This is a genomic window from Sphingosinicellaceae bacterium (assembly GCA_019285715.1).
In the GTDB taxonomy this organism is placed as follows: Bacteria; Pseudomonadota; Alphaproteobacteria; order Sphingomonadales; family Sphingomonadaceae; genus Glacieibacterium.
The window spans coordinates 500,438-526,693 of sequence record CP079108.1 but is presented as its reverse complement, the minus strand read 5'-3'; the positions used below and the strand labels follow the sequence as shown (position 1 = coordinate 526,693).

Annotated in this window: 18 protein-coding genes; 9 read left to right on the top strand and 9 right to left on the bottom strand. The window is 62.9% G+C overall.

The window, feature by feature from the left end; translation table 11 throughout:
- Positions 1–206 precede the first annotated feature (206 nt).
- The gene (locus tag KX816_02500) at positions 207–917 is read right to left on the bottom strand and encodes a PEPxxWA-CTERM sorting domain-containing protein (protein ID QXQ06953.1); all 711 of its coding nucleotides are present in this window, start codon (positions 915–917) and stop codon (positions 207–209) included.
- An 875-nt stretch (positions 918–1,792) separates the two neighbouring features.
- Positions 1,793–2,626 (bottom strand): FkbM family methyltransferase, encoded by an 834-nt coding sequence (locus KX816_02495; protein ID QXQ06952.1) that lies wholly within the window; start codon positions 2,624–2,626, stop codon positions 1,793–1,795.
- 1,619 nt (positions 2,627–4,245) lie between these two features.
- Between KX816_02495 and KX816_02490 the strand changes: the two genes are divergently transcribed.
- The 9 genes from KX816_02490 (at position 4,246) to KX816_02450 (ending at position 18,119) form a co-directional block, all read left to right on the top strand.
- On the top strand, positions 4,246–4,602 hold the full coding sequence (locus tag KX816_02490; GenBank protein QXQ06951.1) for a transposase: 357 nt from the start codon (positions 4,246–4,248) through the stop codon (positions 4,600–4,602).
- Between the two features lie 506 nt (positions 4,603–5,108).
- On the top strand, positions 5,109–5,975 hold the full coding sequence (locus tag KX816_02485; GenBank protein ID QXQ06950.1) for an Arm DNA-binding domain-containing protein: 867 nt from the start codon (positions 5,109–5,111) through the stop codon (positions 5,973–5,975).
- Entirely contained in the window at positions 5,932–6,405 is a 474-nt protein-coding gene (locus KX816_02480; GenBank protein QXQ06949.1) for a hypothetical protein, read from the top strand. Before KX816_02485 ends, KX816_02480 begins: the two co-directional genes overlap by 44 nt.
- Before the next feature lie 73 nt (positions 6,406–6,478).
- Positions 6,479–7,233, top strand: a protein-coding gene (locus KX816_02475; protein ID QXQ06948.1) for an IS5 family transposase whose coding sequence is annotated in 2 segments (ribosomal slippage) — positions 6,479–6,812 and positions 6,812–7,233 — 756 coding nt in all. Because the reading frame shifts where the segments join, the coding sequence is not laid out codon by codon here.
- A gap of 328 nt (positions 7,234–7,561) precedes the next feature.
- Positions 7,562–8,260, top strand: a complete 699-nt coding sequence (locus KX816_02470; GenBank protein QXQ06947.1) for a CHAP domain-containing protein — start codon at positions 7,562–7,564, stop codon at positions 8,258–8,260.
- Between the two features lie 13 nt (positions 8,261–8,273).
- The gene (locus KX816_02465) at positions 8,274–9,056 is read left to right on the top strand and encodes a hypothetical protein (protein ID QXQ06946.1); all 783 of its coding nucleotides are present in this window, start codon (positions 8,274–8,276) and stop codon (positions 9,054–9,056) included.
- Positions 9,057–9,350: 294 nt separating this feature from the next.
- On the top strand, positions 9,351–13,295 hold the full coding sequence (locus tag KX816_02460) for a hypothetical protein (GenBank protein ID QXQ06945.1): 3,945 nt from the start codon (positions 9,351–9,353) through the stop codon (positions 13,293–13,295).
- Positions 13,292–17,215, top strand: a complete 3,924-nt coding sequence (locus tag KX816_02455; protein ID QXQ06944.1) for a hypothetical protein — start codon at positions 13,292–13,294, stop codon at positions 17,213–17,215. The genes KX816_02460 and KX816_02455 overlap by 4 nt, the downstream gene beginning before the upstream one ends.
- A 1-nt stretch (position 17,216) precedes the next feature.
- Entirely contained in the window at positions 17,217–18,119 is a 903-nt protein-coding gene (locus tag KX816_02450; protein ID QXQ06943.1) for a hypothetical protein, read from the top strand.
- Between the two features lie 440 nt (positions 18,120–18,559).
- Here KX816_02450 and KX816_02445 read toward each other — a convergent pair whose 3' ends face one another.
- From KX816_02445 to KX816_02415, 7 genes are read right to left on the bottom strand one after another with little or no spacing between them, the layout of a single operon-like run.
- The gene (locus tag KX816_02445; GenBank protein QXQ08358.1) at positions 18,560–19,708 is read right to left on the bottom strand and encodes a conjugal transfer protein TraI; all 1,149 of its coding nucleotides are present in this window, start codon (positions 19,706–19,708) and stop codon (positions 18,560–18,562) included.
- 47 nt (positions 19,709–19,755) lie between these two features.
- A complete protein-coding gene (gene trbG / locus KX816_02440; protein ID QXQ06942.1) occupies positions 19,756–20,766 on the bottom strand; it encodes a P-type conjugative transfer protein TrbG in 1,011 nt (336 codons plus the stop codon).
- Positions 20,763–21,455: a conjugal transfer protein TrbF gene (locus KX816_02435; GenBank protein ID QXQ08357.1), complete on the bottom strand. Its 693-nt coding sequence runs from the start codon at positions 21,453–21,455 to the stop codon at positions 20,763–20,765. Before KX816_02435 ends, trbG begins: the two co-directional genes overlap by 4 nt.
- Positions 21,455–22,786 carry a P-type conjugative transfer protein TrbL gene (gene trbL / locus KX816_02430; GenBank protein ID QXQ06941.1) on the bottom strand — a complete coding sequence of 444 codons (1,332 nt, stop codon included), beginning with the start codon at positions 22,784–22,786 and terminating at the stop codon, positions 21,455–21,457. The genes KX816_02435 and trbL overlap by 1 nt, the downstream gene beginning before the upstream one ends.
- Entirely contained in the window at positions 22,783–23,043 is a 261-nt protein-coding gene (trbK-alt, locus tag KX816_02425) for a putative entry exclusion protein TrbK-alt (protein ID QXQ06940.1), read from the bottom strand. The genes trbL and trbK-alt overlap by 4 nt, the downstream gene beginning before the upstream one ends.
- Positions 23,043–23,789, bottom strand: a complete 747-nt coding sequence (gene trbJ / locus KX816_02420) for a P-type conjugative transfer protein TrbJ (GenBank protein ID QXQ06939.1) — start codon at positions 23,787–23,789, stop codon at positions 23,043–23,045. Before trbJ ends, trbK-alt begins: the two co-directional genes overlap by 1 nt.
- Entirely contained in the window at positions 23,786–26,254 is a 2,469-nt protein-coding gene (locus KX816_02415) for a conjugal transfer protein TrbE (protein QXQ06938.1), read from the bottom strand. Before KX816_02415 ends, trbJ begins: the two co-directional genes overlap by 4 nt.
- Between the last annotated feature and the right edge of the window lie 2 nt (positions 26,255–26,256).

The following is a 26,256-nucleotide window of genomic DNA, read 5'->3' as shown; positions in this document are numbered from 1 at the left end:
AACCACGCGAAGGAAGCTGTGCCAGCGTCTGCCGGTAGAGAGTGGCAGGTATCGGTTGGACGGCCGAGCTAACAGCGGCGCGCCACACGCTTTGTGGTCGCCTTCGTTGCCTGGCTGACAGCGCAGCTAGAAATCGCAGTCCAACACTCGATCGCTGCGACGACTGATTATACCCCGATCGAGCGTCACGAGGGGATTATTAGTGCCTAGGCCTCGTTCGATGCCGCTGACTTACGGCGTCTAATAGTTGCGCCGATGATGCCGAATCCCGCTACTAGCAACGACCACGTCGCCGGCTCCGGCACACCAGGCACCGCGCTGAGGGTGCCATCGAGACGAACACTCGCTTGCAGACCATCGAAATTGCGATACTCGAACGGGCCAGTCTCGTTGTCGAAGTACGCCTGCTTGGCATTCGTGCCCGAATTCGTCCCAGCAAAAAGAACCGGTTCATATCCAATGGTCGGTCCGTTCACCGAGATCGTTATCCAATAGTCACCGTCACCCAACGCTAGATTTCCTAAAGCGTAAGTGTCGAGAGATGCGCGACCGTCGATATCAAACCCAGGGTCGCTAAGTGCTGTCGATGATATCGGTACGGGGTTATAGCCGCTGAACCAGACTAGGTGAGAAGCATCGGGAACGAGCTTGCCGCCGGTGTCTCGGTAAATTGAATAATTGTCGAAGCCGTCCTGGTGAGCGGCGGCAACGGTGAGGCTAATGGCGACGCCGGCAGCGGCGACATTAAAGCGGCTCGCCTGGTTGGTGATGAATTCGTAGTCTTGATCGCAGGTGTCGCCCTCGTCGTCGCAGGTGAAGTATTCGTCATATGCCGCGCGGATCGACACACGCGGCGTCAGCCCGGTATCGACAAGGACGGCCGCATTACCAACGCCCGAAGCTAAACCAGCGATCAACGCTGCGGCAATGACATAGCGAATGGCGGTCGCTCCTGAATGATGGATGTATTGCTATCATATTAACCGTTGAGTGCTAGCTTGAATTTCCGCAGCACGTGTGTGGCAACTCTTCAGGCTGCGGTGGAGAAGGTGGTGCCGCACGCACGCCGGGTAGAGTGGCGCCATCCCTTGCGAATGACTAGTCCTCTACAGGCTCGCCATTCTCGGCTGACGCCCCGGTTTTTGGTAGGCGTAGGCAATGAAGTTGCCAGTCAGCCATAGGGCGGGGCGGGGTCGGCAGACATTGAGCTGGAGACGCAATGCAATTCGCCGCTGCCGGGCAGTGTCGGCTTCTAGCCATCACTATCGTTTTCGCGCATTTCGCCCAGGTAACAACCTGTTAACTATCCGGCAGCCTGCGGTCGTTCTGCCCAACAGACCGCGGCAAGGGCCGACGCAGGGGGGTGGGACCCAGCGTCGGCCCGTTAATCGCCACCCGCAGATCGCGCTGCCGAGCGGCACCCGTGATTTTAGCCACCCGTTCGCGACGGACTTAAATTCCTTACAGGACAGTCTTCTTCGCAGGCTGCCGTTTCGCCTTTTGGGTTGGCACTGCGCTGGCAGCAGACGCGACACGGCTGCGGCGTAATCGATCCTTTAGTCTGCCCGTCTAAGCTCGATGCGATCGCGGCCACTCCAATGCGCTTCGCCGCCCGCGCCACCATGGCACCGCTTTGGACGCGCGGGCGGCGACCTTTAGCTGGCGCTGCGCCCTTCTTATGAGCTGCAGCGCGGTAGATGGGTTACGCACACACGGCTCGAGGTCGCGAGCCGTAATGATACCCCTTGATAACTCGTTATGTTCCTGCACCGTTTGTCGCCGCAGTAGCGGACTAGAGGTCAAGCGGTGCGTGGGCTGGGGACGGTGCGGGTGCGCCAGTCTTAGGCTCAGCGGACGCAGCGGCCGTCGGCAGGATGCCGTCTTGGATGCGGGCGAGGTCGTAGGCGCGGCTGCGCGCCACCAGCGAAAGGTAGTCGCGCGCGACGTAGATCGACGAGAACGCGAGCTGCGCGACCGGTGCGAAGTCGTGCTCCAGAAGGAAGGCGTGCAGCGCGCTCTGCCCCGACCCGTCGCGGAACATCGCGAATCGGCCGAAATCCTCCATTATGATCGCGGTCGGCCGGTTGGCCGCGAGATCGAGCGAGCGGATCACCTCGAGGTCGAGGCCTTCGCAGTCGACCGACAACAGGTCGATCTGGCGGCCCGGCAGATGCTCCGCGACGATGGCGCTGAGCGGCCGCGTGGCGATCATACGCCGGGTCGCGACCATGCCGTCGGTCGCCAGTTGCGAGGCGCGCCGGTCCGACAGCGTGTTGTACAGGCTGTTGGCGTAGGCGTGGTAGGTGAGTTCGCACGGCTCCGCCGAGACGCCCTCGACGAGATGCGTGTCGCCGGGCCGCCAGCGCGCGTAATCGCTCGCGAAGGCGGGATTCGGGTCGACCGTTAGCCCGCGCCAGCCTTTCAGATACAGCCCGTAGGTGTTCGACCCGTCGTACGGATGGTGCGCGCCGACGTCGACGTAGGTCCCCGACGCGCCCGGCTGGAGCAGCACGTCGAACACTCGGTCCTCGCCGTATTGCGAGAACGAGGCGTTGAGATTGCGCAGATAGGGTCTCAGCGCGCCGGGATCGCGAAGCCGCCTGATGACCCGTCCGACGACCGTCATGTGGCTCTCCGGCAGCGCAGGGACATCCTGCCCGCATGCAACTCCTTGTCAAGACTAATGAACACCAGTTCCGAAGCTCGCCGGGGTTCGCTTTCGGAGCGACACGGACACGCGTTGAAGTAGAACCCTCACCGGAGTAGCGTCGGCCGCTTCAGGGGGAGTCATAGCGATGCTTCTCGCCGCCGCGGCCGGAGACGGTGCGTTGGCTAGTTGAAAGTGTGTTTCGCGTATGACCGAAAACCCAATGCGATTGGTGTCGGACGGACTCCCCGTAACGGCGGTAGGCGGCGAGGTCGTGATTGGTGGGAGACCGAACCCTTGCCTGACCCCTGTGGCTGCTCGCGAAACCGCAAATCGACTGCTTGCTGCAGCGGACGCCGCCGAGCTTACATTGTCAGACATGGCGAAGGCTGCAGGGTCGGTAAGGTAGCGGCTGGGGCTTGCGACAAGCACCAATTACTAGTTAAGCCCCCTCCCGTGCCCTGGATCACGCACAGTATCGATACGGCGCACTATCTGCGCATTACGGGCTGGCGACCTTTAACATGCTGATGGTACACGATCATTATGCGTGGAGCACAACACGCATCAGCCGCCCGCGCCTCCTTACGGATGTCCCTCCAGAACTACGCGGGCGGCTTTTTCTGCGACTGCTTTTTAAATCTGGCGCCAGGTCACAATTTGGCGGGAGCTGGGGACCCGATAAGCCATTGCTGCTTTACGCTGTCCGGCCTCGTATCGGTGATCGCCGAGGACATTGAAGGCAAGCAAGCCGGGGGTCGGCATGGTTGGCTGCGAGGGCGTAGTGAATGGAAGCGTCGTGGCCGGCAGCCGACACAGCCCCATGCGTATCCTGGTCCAGCTTGTCGGACAAGCATTGAGGGTCGATGCCCGCAACGTTGCCGAGGGCAGAAGCAGAACGCAGCGTTGCCGGTCGAGGTGTCCGGAATCGACGAACCGATCGTATCGGACTTGTAATCACTGTGTGTTAGGCGGAATGAAGTGAGTGCGAAGCATCAAGTCGTGTTGCGTACGTCCCACAGGCAGCGCCCCCACGGCCTACCTGTGGGATAACGCCATTGGCTGCCAGGCGCCGCAACTATCACCCTATCGGTTTCTGCGTAAGAACCGCCCCGATGGGCCGCCCGCATCCTCAGGGGTAGCGAGGTAGGTAAGCGGACGGCCCGTTGCATCGCCCCCGCGCTGCAACAAGATCAACCTCGCAAATCAGCGTTTCGCCTTCGTAAAGAGCTGTGACCGTTTAAAAGTTTTTCCTCCCGCGCTAATTTCCGATGTAGACAGGCCCTCCCAAAAGCTAGTTTTCCAGCATCCGAGTAGGTGCACCCCCGATCTCGGTGTCCCTGGATGCCTCGCAGATGCACGCCCCCCGCTTTCGCGAGGCATGTTTTGGCGCGGTTGCCAGCTTACCATTGCGGTACCAACGAGTGTCTCGGTCGTTACCGCAGGGGGGCCGCATGGGCGTGCCGCGACTAGGACGTACGGACCATGATGCATCTCGCTAGGCTGCCTCGGACGGACTTTGTGGCACTGTGTGGACAGCCAATCGACGGTGTATCGCACCAGAGGACGATGCTCGGCGGTCAAGTCGACTGTCCAAGATGCATGGCGATATTCCGGACGAGCCGCAGCGGCGGAAGTGCTGGTCGCCGCGTGCGAAGGCAGCCTTAGCGGTGCAACTTCTACCGCTCGATCAGCAAAGTAGAGGCCATCCACTGACCGATCCGCCTAGCGGCAAGCGTCATATCCGGGGCGGCCGTGCCCAGCTGCGACAAACGCTCTACATGCCAGCACTGGTCGCCACCCGGTTCAACCCAGACATGAGAGCAAAATATACAGCTCTCGTCGCCGCCGGAAAACCGCCCAAGGTGGCGATCACGGCAGTCATTCGCAAGCTCGTCATCCTTGCCAACGCGCTCCTGTGGACAGGCAGATCCTGGGCACCAAAACCCGCTTGATCATAACGGATACTCTAGCCGTGGATCCGAGATGAACGACCGGCCGCTTTTGGGAGGCGGAAAAGCATCTCTGAAGGGCCGAGATTGGGTCGTCGCTGACGTGAAGCGGTCCAGCGGACTCGCCCTAGTTCCGGATTCGACGAGCGCCACGCGCGAACCATCGCGGGCTGTCCGATAGCGGCACACGCATAGCGCCAAAAAAAGATTCCCCGGACTAAAACCCGGACTAAAATAAATTTTAGTCCGGGGTCGCCTCGCCACAAACGGCTAAGCTTTTCAAATTTAACGGGAAAATGGTGCGCCCGGAACGATTCGAACGTCCGACCCTCAGATTCGTAGTTCATACCCAATCCTACGCCAGAACTTTTCTCTATGCGATATTGTTGTTGGAAACAGGCTAAGCACTTGTCAAACCGTAGTAAAATAGTACTACTGGGTGACGTAGAGTGGTGCCCCATTTAGACCGGCGCTCCGCCAAAACCGTTTGAAAAACCGTTTGAGTTTTTATGGGTGATATCCGAGTTCATCTCACCGACAAGGACGTAGCGCGCCTGCCTCTTCCGGCATCAGGCTGGTATCTTGCCCGCGACACGGAGCTGAAAGGCTTCTTTGTCGTCGTCGGCAAACGCAAGAAAACCTTCACCGTACAGGGCGATCTCCGGAGAGACGGCCAGCGACAGACAATTCGCGTGGCTATTGGTGAGGCGGGCGACGTCAGCACTCGAGACGCGCGAAACACGGGAAAATCGTTCCTCGCCCTGATCGCGAAGGGTCAGCATCCGAGACCCGAGACGGTGCAGGTAAAGAACGCGAGCCCCGCGCCGGTGCCGAAGTCGACCGGAGTCACGCTCCGATCTGCTTGGGAACGGTACCGCGACGGTCATATGGTGAGAAAGGGCCGAAGCGTGGGCACGATTGCCAGCTATCAGGATCATGTGGAACGAATCTTCGCCGAATGGCTCGATCTCGAGCTGACGGAGCTTGCTGACCAACCTGCCTTGGTCGCATCGAAACATGACGCTGTGAGCAGGGATAACGGGCCGTATATCGCCAACGGCAGCATGAGAACGCTGCGCGCGATTTACAATCACGCGCGCAAAACCCACCGCTACTTGCCAGCAGACAACCCGGTAACTGCTATCGACTGGAATGGGGAAACTCGTCGCGACAGCGCGCTTGGGCTCGCTGACGTCTCTGCCTGGTTTGCCGAAGTGGCTGCTCTCGAAAATCCCATACGACGCGAGTTTCACCTTTTCACACTGTTGTCGGGCTGCCGGCCCAGCGTTAAAGACGATCCAGCCGAACCACATCGACCTCAAACGGCGATTGTTGCACATCGCCGTTCCAAAGGGTGGCGCCAAGAAGGCATTTGATATCCCGCTGTCGCGGGAGATGATCCGGTGCCTGATGCGCGCCCGACGTTTCGGCCGGCAGATGCATCCTATTCACGCAACCAACTGGGTATTCCCGGCGGACAGTGGGTCGGGTCACCTGGTTGAGCAGAAGGAGGATCGCGACAGCCTATCTAAATGGGGGAACGATCTACGGCAGAGTTTTCGGACGCTCGCTCAAGCCGCCGGGGTCTCCGAGTTCGACGCGCGACTGTTGATGAATCACGCGGTGCCTGGAGTGAACGCCGGGTACATTACCCGCCACAAGCTGCTTGAGGATCATCTGCGGAGCCAGCAGCAAGCAGTCAGCCGCACGATATTTGCGGCCGCCCAACTGGAGTTCGCCGATGGTTCCGCGGTAGCTTGGTGGCTTGGGCCGAAAGCTGGCAAACGAGTTGCCGCAGTTTTCTAGGCTCAGGACCTATTAAAGGGATTCCCACGACGACGCTGATCTGATTCAATCGCGGCGCTGAGGAGGCGTCGCGATGAGTGATCTGATCTGGTTGTCGGAGGCGCAGATGCGCCGGATCGAGCCGCATTTTCCGTTGTCGCACGGTGTGCCGAGGGTGGATGACCGGCGGGTAATCAGCGGGATCATTTTCGTGATCCGCAATGGGCTGCGCTGGCGGGACGCGCCCAAGGATTACGGCCCACACAAGACGATCTACAACCGCTTTATCCGCTGGAGCCGGCTGGGCGTGTTCAACCGCATCTTCGCAGCGCTGGCGGCCAAGGGCGGTAAGCCCGACCGGCTGATGATCGACGCGACCCATCTGAAGGCGCATCGGACCGCTGCCAGTCTGCTCAAAAAGGGGCTCTTCCCCGATGTATCGGCCGGACCAAAGGCGGCCTGAACTCCAAGCTGCACGCGGTCTGTGACGGCCAGGGCCGGCCGCTGGTCATGCTGCTCACCGAAGGGCAGACCAGCGACTACAAGGGCGCAGCGTTGATGTTCGATGCCTTGCCCAAGGCCAAGGCGATGCTCGGCGACCGGGGTTACGACGCCGACTGGTTCCGCGCCGCCCTGATCGCCAAGGGCATCGCGCCGTGCATCCCGTCGAAGGCCAATCGAAAAACCCCGATCCCGCACGACCGGACCATCTACCGCCAGCGCCACCGCATCGAGAACATGTTCGGCAAACTCAAAGACTGGCGGCGCATCCACACCCGCTACGACCGCTGCGCCCACACCTTCTTCTCAGCCATCGCCATCGCCGCTACCGTCATCTTCTGGCTCTGATCAATGAGTCCTGACCCTAGTTCGGACATGCGACGCTCGAGGTAAAGCGGGATCGTCGGGTAAAGCCGCCTCTGAGTCAGGAAGAGTCGATCGCTCGAATTGGACCGGGAAGTGCAAAGTTGAACCGTCAGCAGCGTCGCTCCTTGGCGCGCGCTACTGATGCCAGCGTTTCGGCAGTTTCGATACATTGCCGATTTGAAGTCCTAGATCGGGGATATCCTCAGGGTCGGTCTGAAACGATACGGTCAGGTTTGGTTGAAGCCCACAGTTTCACTTGCTTAATTCCGTGATTGGGCGAAGCTTTGCGAACGTCTACAGGGGTCGACTCATGCTCATTTCGAAGCGCCAAATCGTGATCGGGGCGACGGCGGCCACTTTATTCCCGTCGGCCACGGTCTTCGGACAAGAGAGGCGTGACTTCTTTGGCCAGAGCGTTGGCATAAAGGGGACGCTTCCAACAGATCCTAAGGATACAGCGCTCGTACCCGAGGTGCTCGCGCTCATTCCAAAGGGCGACTACATGGCCACGATGCTGGCGCTCGCGCGGCTCGACAAAAACCCCAAGGCTCCCAGCAATTCGGTGGGAGAGCCGTGGAATCGGCGCTGGGCCAAGCACGCTAATCCACTTCTGGTGCGCATCTGGCATGACATGGGTTACATAATCACGAACGATTGTACCGCCTGGTGCGCGGTTACGCTAAGCTGGTGTCTCGAGCGGGGCGGCATCACGCCACCGAAGCATCGCGAGAGCTCGCAGGCTTTCCTGAAGTTCGGAACGCCGGTCACAACACCGCAGCGCGGGGACATCTGCGTCTTCACCAATTATGGCGACGCCGATCACGGCCATGTCACTATTTTTGAGGCGATGACGGCTGGCCATAAGTCCTTGCAGGTCGTGGGGGCTAATCAGGATATCTCGAGTTCGGTGACCAACTGTCCGGGAAATCTCGGCACCAACGCGATAGACGAACGGCCAATGGCGCTGAAAACGTCCGGCCACTTCCTTAACAGATATGTACGCCCTTGACGTGCGAAGCTCGATGTATCCGCAGAAGACCTTGATGCTCGTCGACAATGCACCGGTGCTCGCGGCTGCTATGGCCTCACCGCTCGTGGCCTATTTTTGGCCCGACAAGCGCGGTGTTGCGCCGCGCGGCTATACCAAAGGCATGGGCGTCGCATTCGCGCAGGCCTATCGTATGTTGAAGGCGCAGGATCGCTTCATGGTCAAAGCGGCAGGGCCGCGCACTGGCAGTTCGGCGCATGACGTGCTCGACTGGTACGAAATGGAACTGGCTGCGGCGGGTGCGAAAACGTCAACCGCGGCAGACCGGCTAATTTCGGTGTTTGCGATTATGCTGGGCCTCGGGATGCGTGAAAGTTCGGGCCGCCATTGCGACGGTCCGGATACGGCTGAGGATCGCGGCCCGAGAGGACGTCCAGTCCCGACGACGCCCGATAATGCCGAGGCTGGACTATTCCAGGTAAGTTACGACTCGATACATGGTGATACCGATCGGCAAGCCTTGGTTAAAGCTTTTGCCGGACGGCAAGATCTGATGGATATATTCGGCGAGGGCGCAAGTTGCACGAAGCCGAACCACTGGCCTGCCGATGTCGGTCGCGGGCAACAGGCCGCTTTTCAGAACCAGATGAAGGAATGCCCGCTGTTCGCAACGCTATATACCGCAATGTTTTTGCGGCAGGAACGCGGACATTGGGGACCCATCAACCGCAAGAAAGCGGAGGCCCGCTCCGACGCCGTCATCCTGTTCGGCCAGATCAAAGCGATTGTAGACGACATGAACGATAACGTAGCGTAACATAAGTGAAGCTGCGTCGAAACCTAGCCAGTTCGAGACCGGTCCATCAGATGGTAACCCGGCCCCGAATGTCGGCAGAAACGGGCAGCAGCTCAGTAGGTTCCTACATCTCAACTTTGTCGCGGCATCCCTCCCGCACAGAGGTTTTGCTTCCACCATGCGCGACCGCGAACCACGGTAGGCAGGCCGAGGCTCGCCGTTGCTGCCATGAGGGTTGAACCACCCCGCCCCGAGAGGCACCATAGCAACCCGGACTCCAGTTATCACTAGATAAGATAAAGGGGAGCATATCAAATGCGCGAGACAGACAGCCCTTCGGGAAAGACAAAAGGCCTCTCCCGTCGCGCGTTCATGAGCTATGGCGCAGCGCTATCTGTTCCCGCAGTCGCTGGCACCGGTACCGTATCCTTTGAAGTCGCAGGTAAGCTGGGCGCGCCGTTGGCTTGGCCCGAATTCACCGTCAGGCGCGACATAGACGAGGCTTTCCTCAAGGTCCGGGCCATCGGCTTTAGGTTGCACCCCGGCTCGCGCCGGCTCACGCCGCTCAACTTTGCCAGCGACTACTTACTCGAATTCACCCTTCCACCACAGCATTACGCCGAGACGGCCCTAAACTACCCTTCGATACCTGATGTTGTGAGCGAAGCGGAACTCGCGTCAGTCCGTCTCGTTTCGGGTACTCACTCGACGCTAGTCTTTCGCGTGCCATCGAAGTCACTTCGGCTGCGAGCGAGCGAGCTACTCGATTGGGACAATTTCGAATTCTTGGCGCCGGATCCTGCCGGCGCAGCCCAAGATTATGAGTTGGAGGTCCCGCGCAGCATTCGCGACACGTTTTCCCGGATCGATTTACCCAGCGGAATCGAGTTGGCGCCTGCAACCAATGAGAAACTGGGCGCAAGCGGGGCCCCCCAGCCACGACGATCGGGCAGCTGGGTCGAATTATGGTCAACACATATACGCGCAGCGCTTCCTGCCCACCGCGCGTCGCCGATCAAGATGGAAATATACTCCGTCAGCGGATTCAAGCGCGTGTCGACCACCGGATCGCTCGCTCAGGGAACACTGGTCGTGACCTACGCGACGGCTCGCGCGACGCCGCTTCCGGTGACCGCGCTCACTGATTTTGATCGGGCGAGGCTTGCCGCCAGCCTGAGCCGCCGCTTCCCCGATACCGGCCAAGTCAAGCCGCTCCGCGCGTCCGCTAGCATTGCGCTGCGCGACGAGAATACCAGCTTTCCTGCAGCCTATGCACCAGGACGGTCGATCGACGTCGACCTCCTGTTGCTAAGTTCTCGCGGTGGCTCGCTCGCCTTGCACACGGCCTTCAAGCCTTATCCAGGGAGCACCCAAGCGGGTTGGCTCCATTACGCATGCTTTGGCCGCGACCAATTCGTTGAGGTATTGAATGAAGGCTTCCTCTATCCATTCGGCACGCCCTGCCAGCTGATTATCTCGACTCAGCGGATCTTTACGCGCGATCCGACTGGCCGCCTCGTCGCGCCACTCAACAAGCAAGCTTTCTTGCGGATTGCGCAACCCAACAAGATTCATCCGGGTCACCTGGAGACGCCATTCCGATCGCTTTCCATCACCACGGAAAAAACCGCGCCGCTCGACCCGCCCCCCGGGGGCGACCCTGCCGAATACGAGAAGTACGACTATTTCATCCCGATGGTTGCGGGCGCACCGGTGCGGTTTGCGCACAAGGGGACCGACTGGAGCGGCACCCAGCATGTGGCAGACATGCCAATGGTCTATGTCAGCAACGGCGCGCGTGCACGCAACGGCTTGGTTTGGGAGCCTGGCTATCCATGGCAGGCTCCCGCTGATAGGCTTGGCGATCCAAGCCACATGATTTCGGTGGGCCGCGAAGGGCTTCGTGCCGTCGACCGGCTATGGAATGAGCAGCCAGGCCGGTTCGTCTCCTACGGCGCCGCAATCGTCGAATTGGCAAGCGCGAACACGAAAGGCGAGGCGTCTGCGAAGCTCGACTGGGTTGAATGGGCGCGTGCCAATGTTCCGGACCTTGATCCCGACGCCGTCCCCGACACGCCGTTCCGGCCGCGAGCGCGCACCATGCGTATTCGTAACCAAGCGACAGAACACCTATCAGGCGAGCCTACAGCGCTACTTACAACGTATCGCGACACGCGCTTCACCGACTTTCCCTACCTTGACCCCGAGCCCACTACGCCGCCAGAGGACTATTTCCGTAATGTTCCGGCAAACGCAGACGACGCCAACGCCCCATTCGTCTTCATGCTCGAGCGGCGAGGGTTGGTTGCAGAACGCGCCGCACCGCCTGACCGCATGCCGAGCGATATCGTGTCCGGCATCCGCAACCTCTACTACAAGGTTTCAAAGGCCGAAGCTGCGCCGCCCGACGCGCTTTTCTTAGGCATCGACAATGAGATAAGCTTCGGACGGCAAGCCTCAAGCGACGGCGTCGGTGGGCTAACGGTCCCGGATACGCATGCCAATATCATCAATCGCCGCTACGGCATCGTGGGCGATGCGACGTTCAACGAGCATCGCTGGTCCGGCATAGCTGCAGCAAAGCCGGCGCTTGAAGCCGCGCACCGCCTCGACTTCGCAGCGTTCAGCCAAACGCGCATCGCAATCGACCAGACCCCCTTCCAAGAAAGCCGGACGGCCGCCGACCGCGATCGCGCCATCGCCGCCGCGCGGGCGCTGATGGGGTTTGCGCCGATTGCACCATTTGCGGCGCTTGCTCGCGTGCCCTCCGCCGCGAGCCCCTTCGCGCCGGGCCTCAAGCTTGGCGACTTGTTCGGTCGGGATGCCGAACTCATTCCCGGCCTGCCGTTTTCAAAGCTGTTCGATGCGATCGGGCTTGCCGGCGCGGACGATTCGAGCGCGCAGCCATTGGCCGCAGGCGCCGACCCCGGGCATGCCGAGCCGCTATCGTGGAACGTGCAGCTATCCGGCATCGAATGGTTGTCGGCTATCCAAGCAAGCGGCAATGCGGCGGCCCAACTGCCAGTCCTACTCGAGCAGCTTGGCGCTGATCCTAGGGAAGATCCAACGCGGCGCCCAATCTCGCTCGGGATCGAGGCATCGCTGTCATGGTCGAATAGCCGCTTCGATCGAAAGGACCTTGGCCCAGTTAGCTTCGTCCCGGTTCCAGGGCAGACCAAGATATCGATCGAGGCGCTCGCCCGGATCGACCTTGGCACGCCCCGGATCACAACAGATCCGCCGGGACTCGATTTCCACCCCGGATCCCCGACGGTAACGGCCAAGACCGAGATCTTCGCCTTTACCATAATCATCTTCGAGGCCATCGAAATCGGCTTTGAGTCGGTTCGTTTCGACATCGGCAGTGACGGGAAGAAGTCTTTTGCGGTCAAGCTCGGCGACGTCAAGCTGCTGGGGGCACTCGACTTCATCAACCAGATTGAAAGTATGCTTAAAGGGCTCGGCAGCGATAGCGGGATCCATGTCGCGATCACTCCACAAAAGGCGGAAATCTCACAGGTCCTCAATTTCCCGGTTGGGGGCGGTTCACTGCCGATCGGCCCTGCACTGGTCACCAACCTCGCATTCAGTTGGGCGGTCACGATCCCTTTGATGGGGCGCGACGTGCTGAGCGTGGCCTTCGGACTGTCATCACGCGAAAAGCCGATGACGATCTTCGTGCCCCCCTGGTACGGCGGCAAGGCCTATGCGCTGCTCGAGGCCACGACGCGCGGGTGCCGGCTCGTCGAGATTAGCATGGAATACGGCGCGCTGGTTCCCATCGATTGGGCGATTGCGCGCGGCGAAGCCTCATTGATGGCCGGCTTATTCTTTCAGTTGAACCGCGATGGCAATGGCGTCACGACGGTGGTGCTGACCGCCTTCGTCAAGGCGTCTGCACACTTGTCTGTAGCCGGGATCATCAACTTCGACGGCCTGATCTATATCTCGATGACATATTATCCCAACATTGGGAGCGTTTCAGGGGACGCGCTGGTCAGTGTTTCCATCAAGATCGCGTTCGTTCGCTATTCCTATTCGTTCACCGCGCATTACGATAAAGGTAAGGAGGGTGGCAGCAGTTCCTTGGCCGGTAGGCAATCAACAGCATTCATTGCCGGAAGCAGTTCGGCGGCCATTCGAAGCCAAGGCGATGGGACGGTCGTCGCGCAGAAGCCGTACCGCGCTTCCTCGGCCGAGGCACGCGCCGCCTTCAAGCGGCTACTCGCCGAATATCGTGACGAAGGGGTCGCCGCATGACGACATACAGCTTGGTCGTCATCCCGCTTGATCCGTCCAGCGCAACGAACGCGTCGGCGACGTTTGACCTTGGATTGGTGTCGACGATCGAATTCGCGGCCGGGCCAGTCTCGCCACAAGCCGTAGCCGCTGCGGTCAGCGACCATCCCATCCTATCGCGGGACGGCGCTGCTCCGCTCCGTGCCCTAGCGATGCGCTACGAAGCGTGGTTCGCCGGATCTAAGTCACTTGTTGCCGGCGCCCCAGGCGTCATCCCGGTAGAGTTGCGCTTTCGGGGCGCCACTCAGTTCGCCACTATTCGTCGCACCCTTGCCGACTATTTGGCGCGGCCGCGCACAGTTCAGAATGCCGCCCCGCGGCATGACAACTCGCACGATGCTCGCGTCGCCAGCGACCTCGCCGATATTGCCGGTATGCATGATCGCGTGACTTTGCTGCGCGATATGATCCATGTCAGTATGACGGGGAAGACCGCGCTCGCCTCGGGAACGCAAGACCTTACCGACCGATCAGTGTCGTATGCCCGTAAGCGTGCTGTCGACAGCCAAGTCCAATATGGGCTCGTGCAATTGCTCGCCGGAAATCTCAGCTCGCAGAAGGCCGGCATCGGGGTCGGTGGCGCGAGGTTGATAAACCAGCTGCGACGTGACATTGCGCTGGCCGAGAAGCGGATGGCCCCGCGCGACGTGCCAGCGCGTAGCCATGCCATGCTCCAGTCGATCGCTGCGGGAATCGCCGTAGATGTCGACCCTGCCGATCTGAACGCCGCCATACACGCCGCGCTCACGAATGAATTGCTTGCGCGGAGTTGCGGCATCACGACCGAATGGTCAGCGCAAGCAGCTACTCCTATCGTCGGCGACTATGTGATAGCGATCGATGCTGCGGGTCTTACCAGCCTATCATCGGTTGTTTGCCAGGTGACTGCGTTCCGGAGGGGATTATCGACCCACCCGCTCAGCTTTGTCGACCGCGGCGCGACAGTGACGACCAACGGCGGACTTGCGGCGATAAACGACGTCAAGGGCAAGCCACGCTACTCGTGCACCGGGGTCAATGCTGAAGTCGCAGCGATCCAGGCGACAACTCTACAGGCCAACAATTCGCTCGCCAACATGCCGCCGGTGACGACTGCGGGACGTGATGGGCGCGACTATCTTCCGCCAGTCGTACTCGCTGACCAGCAATTTGGCTACAACGAGTTGGAGGCAGCAGGGCTTACCATATCAGCTGCCGTGGAAGACTTAGTCACTCCCAAAGCGCTTGCGGCGGCCAGCCGGGTGCAAGACTTTCCTTGCCTATTCCTCGAAGACTTATGGGTCGGCTATCGCCTCGACCTAGCACCAGTCGGCGCCGCACAATCGCGCTTTAAGAGCGTACATCGTCAATCCCAACGCGTGACGTTCGTGCATTCCGGCAAGCAAGTCACGGGGACGAGCGAGACGTTTGCCCCGCGCGAGCCGGCCAATGACGACACGGGGCAGGCCAGCACCGAAATTATTCGCTTCGAGGGACTGAGCTCGACCCAGCGCATCAACCTGCGCAAGATGCTCGACGACTTTGAAGAGCAGCAACCACATCCCGGCGCACCGTTCAGGATCGAGCAGTTGGGCAGCATTGGAGTAACGCCGCTTCGGTTCGGGACCGACTATCGCTTGCGGCTCCGCACAGTGCTCTTGGGCGGCCTTAGCCTAAAGGCTGACGACCCGCGCGTCGATGCGCTGGCAACCAGCCAAGTCCAGACCGCCTCCTACCTGCGGGCGCGCTCATACCGCCCAGGTGAGGTGATCCCGCTCAGCGGCCTCAAAGCTGATCACCACTCGCCCGAGTTGTCGATCTTTCTGACCGACCAAGTTCGCATACAATCGGTCCTCGTCGCGCCAAGCCCTGTTAACCTCGACACTGCTCGCTACAATGGCCAATTCCTTACCAGCATTGAGGAAATAACGGTCGACGAGGATCGCGCGTTCGTTACCGATCTGCCCGGATACCTGGCGGAGAGCGGGTATGACGCCAAGTATTTTTGCGACCCCGACATTAGCCAAGTCAATGTCGAGGTGTGGGTGCGAAACGGCGATCCTCGGTCGGATGATCGCGACTATGCCTATGCTGGCGGGGCCTACTGCGAGTTAATAGAGCCGCGGCATGTCGGCCCAGTGACAGCGAGCTTCGGCCAAGCGGGTCTCTGGCGCAACTTCGGCCCATTCCAAGTCGATTTCATCGCAGGCTCGGGCACGGACCTGCGCTTGTCGGTGAACAACCGCGGCAGGCGTGTAAAGGTCGAGGTCCCGCCCTATGCCGATATTGAGCTCGTCCTTACACCAGTCGTCTCGGCCGATCGCGTGGCACGCACTGCGAGCTTTGCGCAATCCACCACGCTATTGGCGAATCTAGGGACGAATGGCCGAGCCTTTGGTGCCGCACTGTCCGTCGTCGAGCATCGCATCCGGGCGGTGCATTGCATGCCCAAGCCGGCCCTAGCGCCGCGCGTCGTTTGCGAAGCCAATTCTGTCTCGCCGACGCGCCAGTCGGTCGCATTGATGAAGCGCGAGCGCCTCTCCGATCGCGCGCAATTGGTCGGCTATGTCGAGAACGATGCGCCATCGACGAGTGACGTGCAACTTAGCGCGACTTGGTCGGAGATTGACGACGACCCGACGCACGAGCGCTATCTCTTGCGGCCTGGTAGCGTGATTGCACGGCCCCGCAGCGTCACCTTCGGCGATGCCAGCGGCGCAATGCTCGCGCAGGCTCGCCAGCCACTCGTCAAGGGCATGGTAGCATCGCGTGCCGCCCTTGCCGCAGCGCTCGGCGTGATCGGAAAGCAATGCGCGGAAAACCGCATCTTCATGGGCGGAGCAGCGCCCTCGCCCAAGCCCGAGGGGGACATTGCGGGCGTGGAGCTAGCGCTTGGCAATGCTAAACGGGCTCGGCTCGCCATCACGGCGACCGCCAAGGCGCGATATGCTGATAAATTCCCACAGGATGGCAAGGACGACTTCTCGCTGGCGTCGAAGCCGTTAGCGGCCGACGTCCCCGCCTCAATGGTGCTCCCACCGCCCGTGATCAGCCACGCCACGCCGCTGGTTCGCCGGGTCGATTCAGGTGATGAGCGGCGCCAGGTCCGCGAGCGGCTTTACGCTTTCCGGCTTTACCTCCGGCGGCCTTGGTTTGCTTCCGGCCCTGGGGAGCGCATTGCCATTGCTTGCCATGCCGGCCCGTTGCCGACGGGCAAGCGCGACACGATCGATCCGGCTTTTACCCAATGGGGCGAGGATCCGGTGGCACGGGTGCGTGCCGAGGCGAGCAAGCGCTTACCGCGGGCAGCCGACTTCCGTAGTATTGGTGACCCGCACTTCGATCCCATCCTCTATCCAATCGATAGCCCTGAAGGTGTGCCCGCGACGCTCTACGTTGACGACGTTGTGAGTGATCCGGATGCCGTGGAGGATTCGCGCTTCTCGCTATCAAGCTTTGCCGTGCAGTTCGACGACGCCCAAGGATTGTGGTTTTGCGACGTGGACCTGGGCAACGACTTTAGTGGCTGGATCGGCCTTGCGCTCTACCGCCACCAGCCGCTGGCGCACGAGGGCTTGCAGCTCTCGCGGACGGGGCAGTTCGTCTATAGCAAGGTCCTCCAGGGTGAGCGGGTGACCTGGCTTCGCCAGGGCGACCAGGTCCGCGTCACGATCGGCCCCGTTGGCGACACGACCATGGACTTCGAGGCAGAGGTGCAGAAGTTCCGCGATGGCGTGAGCGAAAGCGGGCGTGGCGGAAGCAGGCGGCTTCCGTTCCGGTCGTACGTGGTCGATAATCGCCGCTATTTCGAGGGGCTCTTTACTACGGCCGGGAAGGGCCTTGAGATAATCCGGCGGCGCCTCGGCAGCGATCTCTCATCGTTCCCGCTGGAGGATTCTTAATATGCGCAAGCACATCCTGTCGCTCGCCGCGATCGTTATTGCGTTGCTTTGGTGCAACTCGGTACTCGCACGCTGCTTCGAGCCGCTAGCCAATCCAACAGAGCGGGACCCGAAGAATTTCCGGGATCTGCTCGAGATTCCGCAGCCGCCGCTCGCCCCGGGCGTGAACCGGTTCGAGCCTGTTACCGACGGTTTGGGACCAGCGAACATCGACTTTTACTTTGTTCGGTTCAAAAAGCCGGCTGGAGTCACGCTCGAGGACTTCTTTAAGCAGGTCCGCCAGCAGTTCCCGGCCTTCTCGAAGGCAAAGGCCGGCCGGTATGGCTTTGGCCCATACGAGACCAGCCTCGCCAAGGAAGATGCGGTACGCAAGGCCAATGCCGACCTTTGGGCGTCCAGCAACCCGATGGGCGCGCTGATGGTGTTCAACCTCGGGTCGGTGTGGCCGGTCTCGGCGCTCTTTCGATCGGGAAAGACGGGCATGGGCATTTACCCAGTGGAAAAAGCCGGCGGCGTGCAGGTGATCTGCTCATCCCCCACTGACTTTGTCTTTGCCACGGTCGACCTCAAGATTGGCGATGAGCATCCCGTCGCTGGCCGACGTGCCTTTGGAATCATGGAGGATTCAGGCGGCCAGAGTTGGACGTTCTACTCGAAGGCTGTCGACCAGAATTCGGGCTCGGCGCTAAATGCTTTGATGATTCCCTATGGTGGCATCTTCTGCGCTGGCCACACCTTTTGGATTTCGTTCTACGGGGAATTTCGCGCTTACCTTGCCGACAGGGGCCTCACGGTCGAAAAGTGGAGTCTGAAAAATCATGGCTACGCGCCTTATCCCTTCCAGGATGGCACCCAGCCTGAGGCGAAGGTGTGCAATGCCCCGGAGTTGGACGGATCACCCTAAGCGATGGAGTATAGCTTCGCGCAGTGACATACGAGCGGATGGACCAGCTGGAGCTACACCTCACCGCCACCAGTCGGCCGCTCGACCACGGACAGCAGTTTGGCGCGTCTGAGGCATTGTAGGTCGGGTAGGCCGCAAGCTGCAAGCCGGGAGCGCCGCCGACAGGGATATTAACAAGTAATTCAACCGAAAGGTCCATTTAAGTCCGGCTTTTCCGCGAATTTGGATATTGCTATCGATAGACGCGCAGACTTTGAGGCTGATAACTTGATTGTAGGATTAGCAAGTTAGAGTGCTGTTTCTAGAAAGCTGTGATGGGCTCAACGATTCCTCATTGGCGCACGCACAAGCGGCATTCTCGGGCTCCGGCCGATCCGATCCAGCAAGTCCGTTCTCCACTCAAGGTCTAAATGCTTAAAAAGGACTTGTGGCCAGTTGCCTCAGCTATCAATCACAATGTCGCGCGTAACGATGACCCGCACCGGATAGCCTTGCCGGATGGTGATCGTCGGCGGTCGTCCAAGTTCGCGATCGACAACCTGCCTCCCCGTTCGAGAAATACTATCGCTCGCCCCCTCGCGCAGCGCTCGCGTCAGGTCATCGGCACTGCCCGACGAGCCGCTCTGTGCGCCGACGCTGAGCAGCGTCGAGATCGCCGCCGCGCGCAGCAGCCCGCCCCAGTGATAGTCGACCCAATCCTGCAACCCGGCCTGACCCGCCACGTCGGTCGCCGGCATCTTGTCGAGGACAATCGACCGGCCATCGGGCATGATCAGCCGCGTCCAGGCAACGAGCGCCCGCGACTGACCGGCGCCGACGTCGCTGTCGTAGCTGCCGATCAGCCGCGCGCCCTGCGGGATTAGGAGAGTTCGCCCTGTCGGGCTGTCGAACACGTTTTCGGTCACCTGCGCGATGACCTGGCCCGGCAGGTCCGAGCGGATGCCCGTGACGAGAGCGGCGGCGATGATGCTGCCAGCTTGCACAACGTTGGGCGACGCCAGCGGCTCGAGCGCGCCGGAATTCATCGTCCTGCGGTCTGGTGCGCCGGCGAGGAACGCCGTCCGACGCTCGACCGCGCCCGGCGTTTGCGCGTTCGAAGCGACGGTCGGCGTTTCGCCTGCGGTCGGTGCTGGCGCAGCATCGCGCGCACCCTCAGCACCTGCGGCCGATGCACGGGTCGCAAAAACGCTGGCACCGATCGCGGCTTCGCGCTGCTGCTGCCGCTGCTGGCGCACCGAATCGACAGGCATCGCTTGCCCAGCCGTCGGACTTGCCCCGATCGGCGCGCGCTCCGCCTGGTCGACCATCGGCCGAGCAAAATCGCCAGGCAGCGGCGGCCCGAGCTTCGGGATCGCGCTATAGTCGCGCGGCAGCGCAGCTAGCCCCTCGGCGGCGGACTTGCGCCCGGTCGTATAGAGTTCCTGCGCTGGCGGCTTGGCATCCTTCGACTGCAGCGCGACGATCAGCGCGCCGCCCAGCCCCAGCGCGACCACCGCCCCACCGCCGATCAAGACCTTGCGCGACACGCGGGTGACCCGCGGCGGTTCGGGCCGCAGGCGCATCTCTCGGGCGATCTCAGACTCGGACATCGGCGGCGGCTCGTCCTCAAGTCCGTCCGACCGTTCGCCGACCCCGGTCACGAGCGCGCTCCGCCGGTCCGCGCAATCCGCACCTTCTGCTGATGCTTCGCACCGAGACGCAGCTCGGCAACCGCGAACAGCCGGTCGACGATAAGGCGGTGGCCCTGAACCCGGTAGTTGACGAGTTCCGCGGTCCTGCCGTCGGCGCCGACGACGAACAGCGGCGGCATTTCTCCCTGCGCGACCGAGGGTGCGAACTCGATATAGACGTGCGTGCCGTCGTCGAATGCGCGCAGCGGTTTCCACGGGGCTTCGCCCTTGATCGTGTAGGCGAAATTGAGCGTATCAAGGTCGATTCCGGCGGCGACCGGTGCGGCGGCGCGAGCCCGCTCGGCGCTGCGCCGCAGGGCGATCAGTTCGTCGGCCGGATAGCGCCACGACACCGATGCCATCCACGCGCTCGGGTTGGCGCGGAGCTCGAGATGATAGGTCCGCCGGTCGGTGTTGATGACCATGTTGGTGACGAGATCGGGCCGCGTCGGCTTGACGAGGATGTGGACACGCCGGGTCGTGCCGACGCCGCTCTCGGTATCGCCGATAATCCAGCGGGTGGTGTCGCCGGCGGCGACCGGCCCGGAGCCGACCAGCGTCTCGCCCTCCTGCAGGGTGATGTCAGTGACCTTCCCCGGCGAGGCATAGACCTGGAACAGGTCGCCGTCGGCAAAGGCATATTGCTGGATGGCATTGAGATAGCCGAACCGGCTCGGCTCCACGCGCGCTGCGGCGTTCGCGGCGACGACGCGGGCCAGCGGCGCTGCGATATCCGAGCCGCCTGCGGTCGCGCGGATTGCGGACCGCCCGAGCAGAGGCGCTGCCAGAAGCGTCTCGGGCGTCGCCGCGACACCCGCAGGTATCAGCGGCTGCGATGCGCTCACCGGCAGAAGCGGATCGGCAAACCCGACATGCGGGCCGGTCGCGAAAGTTCGCTCGTCGGCAGAGGCACCGACCGTAAAGCCTGAAATCAGCAAAGCCGCGAATACGGATCGGCGTGAAAATGCAATCGTCATGACCCAAGCTCCCGAGACCAGTTGATGGCGTGGACGTAGATGCCGAGCGGGTTCTTCCTGAGCGTCTCGGCGTCGTGCGGCGGCTGCAGAACGACGGTGAGGATCGCGGTCCAGCGCTCGGTCGCGGCAAGCTGGCCGTTGTCGTAGCGGCGCTCGGTCCAGGCGACGCGGAAGCTATCCGGGCTGGCGCGGATGACGCTCGAGACATCGACCGCGACCGCTTCCTTGCCGACCCGCGCGAACGGATCATTGACCCGAGCATAGTCGTTGAGTGCCGCCGCGCCGCGGTCGGTGGCGAAGTCGTAGGCCGCGAGCCAGTCCTGCCGCAGCACGATCGGATCGGCGGGAACGCCGCGGACATTCTCGATGAACTGGCTGAGGTGCCACGCGATCTCGGGGTCGGTTGCGGTACGGTTGGCGTCGGCAGGGCCGATCGCCTGGGCGCGACCGGTGCGGTCGACCTGCACGATCCATGGCACGACGCTGCCTTGCTGAGAGGTCCAGACTAGCGCGCCTGACAAGCCGGCGACGAGGGCAAGTTCACCCAACGCCATCAACCGCCAGTTGCGCGCCTGAACGCGCGCCGAGCCGATGCGGTCATCCCATGCCTGGCCCGCGCGCTGGTACGGCGTCTCGGGCTCGGGAGTGCGTCCGAAGCGGACGCCGCTACGTTTGAACCAGGTCGCCATCATTCCTTCTCCGCAACGCTGACCGAGGATCCCGAGCCGCTGCCGTCGCCAGCGCGAATGGCGTGAGTCGCGAGGCCGACGCCGTGACTGACCGTCTGGCTACGGCGCATGTTCTGCGCCCATGCCGGCGGGGTGCCGTTGGCCGTGCTTGCCCCGCCTGCCGGGCTGGTGGCAGCGCCCGCGCCCTGCGGTGCGAACCCGGTCTCGGCACCGCGACCACCGGCGTCGAACGAGCTGGTGATCGACGCTGCGGCGCGGCGCAGCGGGCTGACAACCGCGGTGGCGCCTGCGCGCGCGACGCCGCCAGCGCCGCCGGTGACCGCGCCGATGCCGCTGCTTCCGGCCGAACCGCCGCGATAACCGGCGGTTGCGGCTCCGGCGGCATAGGCACCGCCGCGCGCGATACCGCCAGCGGCACCGGCAGCAACGCCACCGGCAAGTCGCGCCGCTCCAACAGTGGCGAACGCTGCGCCGCCGGCGGCGAGGCCTGTGCCGACCGCTGCGCCTGCGCCGAGCTGCGGGCCGCCGGCGACGAGGCCGTTGGCGATGCCGGGACCGAAGATGCCGAGCGCGAGTAGCGACAGCGCTGCCAGCACGATGCCAAGCGCATCCTCGATCGTCGGCTGGGCACCCGCGGCACCGCCGCCGAACCCGGCAGTGAACTGGGCGAACAGCGTCGAGCCGATGCCGACGATGACGGCAAGGACGAGCACCTTTATGCCCGAACTGATAACATTGCCGAGTACGCGCTCGGCCATGAACGCGGTCTTGCCCCACAGACCAAAAGGCACCAGCACGAACCCGGCGAGCGTCGTCAGCTTGAACTCGATCAGCGCCACGAAGAGCTGGATGGCGAGGATGAAGAAGCTCAGTATGACGATGCCCCAGGCGACGAGGAGCACAATGATCTGGATGAAGTTTTCGAAGAAGCTGACATAGCCCATCAGCCCCGAGATCGAATCGAGGATCGGCCGCCCGGCGTCGATGCCGACCTGGGCGATACGCCCGGGTCGCAGAAAGTCGGCGAGCGTCAGCGACGTCCCCGACGCCTTCAGCCCCAGCCCGGCAAAGCTCTCGAAGACGATCCGCGCGAGCGTGTTCCAGTTGCCTATCAGATAGGCGAACGCCCCAACGAACAGGGTCTTCTTGACTAGCCGGGCGAGAATGTCGTCGCCCTCGCCCCACGCCCAGAACAGCGCTGCCAGCGTCACATCGATGACGATCAGAGTCGTCGCCAGATAGGCCATCTCGGGGCGCAGCAGCCCGAACCCGCTGTCGATGTAGCGCGTGAAGACGTCGAGAAACTGGTCGATGACGCCGGTGTTGTTCACGGGCGTCGTCCAAAGAAGCGTCGCCGCTGTTCGTCCCAAGACCGTTTGCAATCGACATCGTCAGCCCGTTCGAGCGTCAGATGGCGGCATCGATCGAGTTCGGCCTCAGCGGGTTTTGCTGACCTCGACGCCGCGACCGACGGCTTCGGCGAACTCAAGCTTCCGGTCCCGACCGCTGCCGCGATCACGGCGACCGCGCCGAGCGCCAGGGCGCCGGCGTGCAGCACCGCCTGCGTCGAGGGTCGCCGCGGCGCCATCAGTTGTGGAACATCGTGATCGCGGTCGGCTGATAGCCGGACCCGGGAACGAGAAACCGGCGCAGCTGCTCGCGGGCCTGGTCGGCGGCGCTGGCGCGCTGCGCAGCGTCGAGCGCCTGCGCCCGGCCCTGCGCCGCGACCGCGGCGGTGAGGTCGGCGAGCTGCTGCGCCTGCAGCGCCAGCAGCTGGTTCCCCGCCTGGGTCGCCTGCAGCGCACCGACCGCGCCCTGGCTCGACCCGACCAGTGCGCCGAGCTGGGTGCGGTTGGTGTCGAGGTTACCGACGACGCCCGCCTGAACCTTGAGCGCGTCTTCGAGCGCCGCTACCGACGTCTGCCAGCGCGACTGGGCATTGCCGAACAGCTGAGTGCCGGTCTGGCCCGGCTGCGCCGCGCCGTAGCGACCGGTGCGGAAGGCGGCATCGATGTCGGTGACCTGGTAGGCGAGCTGCTGCGCCTTTTGGAGAAGGGCCTGCGTCCGCTGGATCGACCCCTGAAGCTGCGCCAGTGCCGAGTACGGCAGGCTGGCGAGGTTGCGCGCCTCGCCGATCAGCATCTGTGCCTCGTTCTGCAGCTGGCTGACCTGATTGACGATCTGCTGGAGCGACCGCGCCGCCTGCAGGACGTTCGAGGCATAGTTGCTCGGATCGAACACGATGATCGCCGCTGCCGGCGGCGCAGCGGCGAGCGAGATCGCCGAGATGAGCGGCATGGCCGCGAGCGACACGGCGATGCGACGGCGGGTCATGGCAATAGCTCCTGTTTTACAGCGACGGGGACGTCGACAGCGGGCAGCAGATCGGCCGCCCAGGCGAGGCCGCGGTGGCGAAGCCACGCGGCTGCGAAACCTTTCGCGCCATGCTGGGCGAACAGCCGCTCGATGGCGATCTGGTCGGCGCGCGACGAGGCGGCGGTGAACGCCAGCGCGACATCGCTCAAGCCCAGCTCGAACAGCCGGTTGCCCCGCCTGCTCTGGCAATAATAGTCGCGCTTCGGCGTCGCCCGCGCGACGATCTCGAGCTGGCGGTCGTTCAAGCCGAACCGGCGGTAGATCGCGGCGATCTGCGGCTCGAGGGCGCGCTCGTTCGGCAGAAACAGCCGGGTCGGACAGCTCTCGATGATGGCGGGCGCGATGGCAGAGCCGTCGATATCGGCGAGGCTCTGGGTGGCGAACACGACAGACGCGTTCTTCTTGCGCAGCGTCTTCAGCCACTCGCGCAGCTGCCGCCCGAACTCGGCATCGTCGAGTGCCAGCCAGCCCTCGTCGACGATGATCATCGTCGGCGCACCCGTCAGCCGGTCGCCGATGCGGTGGAACAGATAGGCGAGGACGGCGGCTGCCGCCGCCGTGCCGACCAGCCCCTCGGTCTCGAACGCCTGAACGCTGCTGACCCCTAGCGCCTCGTGGTCGCCATCGAGCAGCCGGCCCCATGGTCCGTCGAGCGTATACGGCTGCAGCGCCTGCTTGAGCGCCGACGACTGGAGCAGTACGGTCAGGCCGGTGAGCGTGCGCTCGGACGCGGGTGCCGAGGCGAGGCTAGCGAGCGCCGACCAAAGCAGTTCCTTGATCTCGGGACCGACCGCGACGCCCTCGCGGGACAGCAACCCGGCGAGCCATTCGGCGGCCCAGCCGCGCTCTCCCGGTTCATCGATCCGCGCCAGCGGCTGCAACGATGGCGCGACGTTTGCAGCACTATCGTTCCCGGCCAATCCGCCGCCGAGATCGTGCCAGTCGCCGCCCATCGCCAGCGTCGCGGCACGGATGCTGCCGCCGAAGTCGAACGCGAACACCTGCGCTTGCGGATAGCGGCGAAACTGCAGCGCCATGAATGCCAGCAGCACCGACTTGCCGGCACCCGTCGGGCCGACGACGAGCGTGTGTCCGACATCGCCGACATGGCTCGAGAAACGGAACGGCGTCGAGCCCTCGGTGCGGGCAAAGAACAGCGGCGGGCCGGCGAGATACTCGTTCGCTTCCGGTCCCGCCCAGACCGCCGACAGCGGGATCATGTGCGCGAGGTTGAGGGTCGAGATCGGCGGCTGGCGGACATTGGCGTAGGCATGGCCGGGTAGCGAGCCGAGCCACGCTTCGAGTGCGTTGAGGCTTTCGGGGATGCAGGTGAAATCGCGCCCCTGGACGATCTTCTCGACCGCCTTCAACCGGGCATCGGCGATCCGCGGGTCGCGATGTGCGACGCTGATCGTCGCGGTGACATAGGCCCAGCCGGCGATGTCGGCGCCGAGCAGCTGCAGTGCCTCATCGGCGTCGGCGGCCTTGTTGCTGGCGTCGTTGTCGACGAGCACGCTCGCTTCGTTGGTAAGCACCTCCTTGAGGATCGCCGCGACCGACTTGCGCTTGGCAAACCACTGGCGGCGGATACGCCCGAGCATCTTGGCGGCGTCGGCCTTGTCGAGGCAGATCGCGCGGGTCGACCAGCGATAGGCGAACGGCAGGCGGTTCAGCTCGTCGAGGATGCCGGGCTCGGTTGCGCCGGGCAGGCCGATGATGCTCAGCGTGCGCAGATGCTGGTTGCCTAGCATCGGTGCCAGCCCGCCGGTCAGCGGCTCGTCGGCGAGCAGCGCATCGAGGTGCATCGGGGTCGCCGGCACGGCGATCTGCTGGCGACGGCTCGAGATGGTCGAATGGAGATAGGTCAGCGTTTCGGCGCCGGACAGCCACGCCGCTTCGGGCACGAACCCGTCAATTAGGTCGAGGACGCGGTCGGTGCGATCGACGAAGCTTTTCAGCCGCTCGCGCCAGTTGTTGTCACGGCTGCCACGGGTACCTCCTTCGTACAGCCAACCCTCGGCGCGCGACGCGCCGTCGGGCGGCGGCAGCCACGCCAGGGTCAGAAAATACCCGCTCTCGAAATGCGCACCCTCTTCCTCGAACTGGGCACGGCGCTCGCGGTCGACCAGCGCCGACACCGGATCGGGGAAGTCGCTCAACGGGTAATGACCGGCGGCGGTGCGCTGCGCCTCGACATAGACCGCCCAGCCCGAGCCGAGCCGGCGCAGCGCCGCGTTGAGGCGCGCGGTCACCGCGACGAGCTCGGTCGGCGTCGCCGAGTCGAGGTCGGGCCCGCGGAAGCGCGCCGAACGCTGGAAGCTGCCGTCCTTGTCGAGGACGACGCCGTCGGCGACGAGTGCCGCCCATGGCAGGAAGTCGGCGAGGCGGTTCGGCTGTGCGCGATACTCGGCGAGGTTGAACATCG

Excerpts from the sequence above, each read along its gene's own strand:
- KX816_02445 (QXQ08358.1), bottom strand. The coding sequence starts at position 19,708 with ATGTCCGAGTCTGAGATCGCCCGAGAGATGCGCCTGCGGCCCGAACCG.
- KX816_02495 (QXQ06952.1), bottom strand. The coding sequence starts at position 2,626 with ATGACGGTCGTCGGACGGGTCATCAGGCGGCTTCGCGATCCCGGCGCG.
- KX816_02465 (QXQ06946.1), top strand. The coding sequence starts at position 8,274 with ATGTATCCGCAGAAGACCTTGATGCTCGTCGACAATGCACCGGTGCTC.
- trbK-alt (QXQ06940.1), bottom strand. The coding sequence starts at position 23,043 with ATGGCGCCGCGGCGACCCTCGACGCAGGCGGTGCTGCACGCCGGCGCC.
- KX816_02470 (QXQ06947.1), top strand. The coding sequence starts at position 7,562 with ATGCTCATTTCGAAGCGCCAAATCGTGATCGGGGCGACGGCGGCCACT.
- KX816_02435 (QXQ08357.1), bottom strand. The coding sequence starts at position 21,455 with ATGGCGACCTGGTTCAAACGTAGCGGCGTCCGCTTCGGACGCACTCCC.
- KX816_02415 (QXQ06938.1), bottom strand. The coding sequence starts at position 26,254 with ATGTTCAACCTCGCCGAGTATCGCGCACAGCCGAACCGCCTCGCCGAC.
- KX816_02490 (QXQ06951.1), top strand. The coding sequence starts at position 4,246 with ATGCATGGCGATATTCCGGACGAGCCGCAGCGGCGGAAGTGCTGGTCG.
- trbG (QXQ06942.1), bottom strand. The coding sequence starts at position 20,766 with ATGACGATTGCATTTTCACGCCGATCCGTATTCGCGGCTTTGCTGATT.
- KX816_02450 (QXQ06943.1), top strand. The coding sequence starts at position 17,217 with ATGCGCAAGCACATCCTGTCGCTCGCCGCGATCGTTATTGCGTTGCTT.
- KX816_02455 (QXQ06944.1), top strand. The coding sequence starts at position 13,292 with ATGACGACATACAGCTTGGTCGTCATCCCGCTTGATCCGTCCAGCGCA.
- KX816_02485 (QXQ06950.1), top strand. The coding sequence starts at position 5,109 with ATGGGTGATATCCGAGTTCATCTCACCGACAAGGACGTAGCGCGCCTG.
- KX816_02460 (QXQ06945.1), top strand. The coding sequence starts at position 9,351 with ATGCGCGAGACAGACAGCCCTTCGGGAAAGACAAAAGGCCTCTCCCGT.
- trbJ (QXQ06939.1), bottom strand. The coding sequence starts at position 23,789 with ATGACCCGCCGTCGCATCGCCGTGTCGCTCGCGGCCATGCCGCTCATC.